Genomic DNA, 3,254 nt, shown 5'->3' with positions numbered 1-3,254 from the left:
CAAGATGCGTCGCGGCGGCAAGGGAGAGAATCCCCAGGAGCATAGATAACTATGTGACTGGGGTGAACGGGCGCAGCCAACAAAGAGGCAACTTGAAAGACGAAGTGTATAGATATTCGTTGAATGACTGTCTCTATTAGCAATGATAAAGTTACTGTCTTAAAGGTATTTTATACTTAATTTGTAAGAGCGGACTACTTCTAAATTAAAATAGCGATAGGGAATTTTATGCGAGTCCAAAAACCGATCAACTCAGGATTTAGTTCATCATCGACAGCCTCGGATATACTTAAAGATATTGATATTAAAGGTAAGACAGCTTTTATCACAGGTGGACATTCTGGACTGGGATATGAGGCTACTAAAGCGCTATCAGAAGCAGGTGCTCATGTGGTCGTGGGGGCAAGGGATATATTGAATGCTTCTAACGCCCTAAGCAAACTAAGCAATATTACAATTCTTCCACTTGATCTTTCCGACATTAATTCTGTCAGGAAATTAGCGAATTATATCCATGCTAATAGATGTCTCTTTGATTATGTGATTTGTAATGCAGGTATTATGGCGTCTCCAGAAAAACGGGTTGGCCTGGGATGGGAATCACAGTTTGCCACAAATCATGTTGGGCATTACGTACTGGTAAATCTCATATGGAATAATATTCGAGTAGGAGGGAGAGTAGTGTGTGTTTCATCTGCTGGGCATCACAATTCACCAATCAGATGGGATGATATTCAATTTACCAGCGGTTATGACAAGTGGGTGGCATATGCACAGTCTAAAACTGCAAATATACTTTTTGCATTACAGCTGGATGAATATGGTAAAGATAAGAACATCAGGGCGTTTTCTCTGCATCCGGGGAAAATATTTACCCCACTTCAGCGGCATTTGTCTTATGAAGAGATGGAAAGCGAGGGATGGATGGATAAGGATGGCAATCCAATTGACCCAACCTTTAAAACTCCGGCACAAGGTGCTGCAACTGAGGTATGGGCTGCAACAAACCCAGTTTTGAATGGACTGGGAGGGCTTTATTGTGAAGATTGTGATGTTGCCGGGCTTGCATCAGATTATAAAGAGCCTTTTGCCGGTGTTTGTGAGTACGCAATTGATCTATCAGAAGCCTTAAAGTTGTGGAACTTCACAGCTAATCTCACTGGTGTAAATACATTTGTAACCAAAGAATAAATTAAAAAGTGAAGACCATAAAAAACGGATATTGCATTTAGAATAAATGCTAAATAAGCCAGATGTATGGGGAGCATTAAATGAAGCAATTCAATAAAAATGCAATAGCTTATGATGCTGTCAGAGGCAAGATTACTTATCCTGACAAGTTGTATCATTCACTTGTAGCTCGTGCACCAACGAATGAAGCAGCATTAGATATTGGTTGTGGTAATGGTGTTTCTACGACTCGTCTGAAAAAATACTTTGCATACGTTGAAGGGATTGATCTGGGTGATGAATTGATTAAACGGGCGCGTCATAATTACCCTGATATCATTTTTAATATCTCACCAGCAGAAACTTTTTCTGTCTCACACCCATATGATCTGATCACAAGTGCTACCTCTTTTTATTGGATGGATCGTAAGGCGGTGCTGATGAATCTGAAAAGCTGGCTAAAACCCAGTGGATTGTTTTGTGCCTATAAGTACGATTTTCCTTTGGTTTATGGTCCATTGCGAGATTACATTGAAAAAGAGCTGGTTACTCGCTGGGCTAAATATCGTGATCCACGGCTCACTCAATATGATAATACACTGGAACTGATGAGTGAATGTTCCCACCTGTATTATCTACAGCGCGAAGTGTTTGCCAACATTATTTTCCTTTCACCAGAAGAAGTAGCACTCTTTTTCTTATCCACCAGTTATGTCACTCATTATATTGAGCAGGAAGGTGGTGAGTTGTATTTCAATGAATTTATGAGGAAGGTGATTGAGATAGGAAGTACTGAATCAGTATCTGTTAACTTTGATATTCATGCCTTTACTGCGGTTAATCGTTAGAAAGAATTATTGATGTTGTGATGAATGGCTAATTGTTGAACCGATAAAGAAATAAGCCAAATAACGAGGAGCAGAACTCCAATTTATTGATAGTGATGTGCTAATGTTTTTCATGATTATTTTATCTTTGGTTTAAGCATACTGGAATTAAAGAAATAATTGCACAGATAATCAAAACCCAACTCCACCCATACAGTGTATAAATATAGGATGAAATCAACCCGCCGAAGGCACCACCGATTACAAAGCTGGTCATGTAACAACTTGCAGCGCGCGCCTCATTCCCTTTACAAGAAAGATACAAATTCCTTTGATTGTTGACATGTGTTAACTGAATAAACGCATCAAGCAGCAATGCGCCTATTATCGTACTTAAAATGTATTTTTTAGAACTAGCCATAATGATTAATGCTATAACAGATAATAAATAGAGGGTTTTGTTTTTATAATTTATTAGTTTTAAAATATAAGATGAAAATAAAGCAGAGGAAGCACCTGCAACACCAATTAGTGAAAAAAAACCTATTTCTGATTGGCTAAAACTAAAGGATGATGACAGAAACATAGATACATTACTCCAGAATGCAGAGAATACGAACATAATGACAAAGGCGTTAAAACAATAATACCGGATAATGTCATTTTTAATGATTCCTGTTATATTCATAAATAAAATGTTTCGATAATTTTTAACCATGTTTTTTTCTATGCTTTCTGGTGTCGAATAATTTTTTAATAAAAAATAACCAGAAAAAGCCATCAAAATACTTGAAATAATATATATTGATTTCCAACCCCAAATTTCACTAAGGATACTTGACAAAAACCTTGAAAAAAGAATACCAATCAGTACCCCAGCCATGATCCTGCCAATATATATCGTTCCGTTTTTTTGTTTACTTAATCCTGCAATAATCAATGGAATGGCTGAGGTTCCAACGCCAATTAAAAAAGACATCAATAACAGGGCGTAATAGTTGTCGCATACAAAAAAAACTAATAACGACAATGATGAAATAAGGTAAAGAATAGCTATTAGTTTCTTTTTATTATAAAAATCACCTAATGGTATTATAAAAAATAGTGACGCAGCATTACCCACCAGAGATAACGAATATAGCATGGATGCTTTCTCATAAGATACCAATAGGTTATCCCGGATGATGGGGATTAGTGGCTGAACATAATACATATTAGCAGCAGTAAAACCACATATTATAGCTATTAGTGTTATTA

3 protein-coding genes are annotated in these 3,254 nt (G+C 36.9%); 2 read left to right on the top strand and 1 reads right to left on the bottom strand.

Annotation, left to right across the window (positions count from 1 at the left end; all coding sequences use genetic code 11):
• The first annotated feature begins 228 nt into the window (after window positions 1-228).
• Together AACX38_RS05435 and AACX38_RS05430 are read left to right on the top strand one after the other, a co-directional pair.
• A complete protein-coding gene (locus tag AACX38_RS05435; protein WP_228865856.1) occupies window positions 229-1,191 on the top strand; it encodes an oxidoreductase in 963 nt (320 codons plus the stop codon).
• A gap of 80 nt (window positions 1,192-1,271) precedes the next feature.
• A complete protein-coding gene (locus AACX38_RS05430; RefSeq protein ID WP_228865855.1) occupies window positions 1,272-2,018 on the top strand; it encodes a class I SAM-dependent methyltransferase in 747 nt (248 codons plus the stop codon).
• 121 nt (window positions 2,019-2,139) lie between these two features.
• Here AACX38_RS05430 and AACX38_RS05425 read toward each other — a convergent pair.
• A partial coding sequence (locus AACX38_RS05425) for an MFS transporter (protein ID WP_228865854.1) occupies window positions 2,140-3,254 on the bottom strand: 1,115 nt, incomplete at its 5' end.

Source organism: Xenorhabdus sp. PB30.3 (assembly GCF_963895965.1).
Classification (GTDB): Bacteria; Pseudomonadota; Gammaproteobacteria; order Enterobacterales; family Enterobacteriaceae; genus Xenorhabdus; species Xenorhabdus stockiae.
Note: the sequence above shows the minus strand (reverse complement) of the source record. Positions and strands in the feature narration are given on the sequence as shown.

Coding starts and splice junctions, on each gene's coding strand:
- AACX38_RS05435 (WP_228865856.1), top strand. CDS start 229: ATGCGAGTCCAAAAACCGATCAACTCAGGATTTAGTTCATCATCGACA.
- AACX38_RS05430 (WP_228865855.1), top strand. CDS start 1,272: ATGAAGCAATTCAATAAAAATGCAATAGCTTATGATGCTGTCAGAGGC.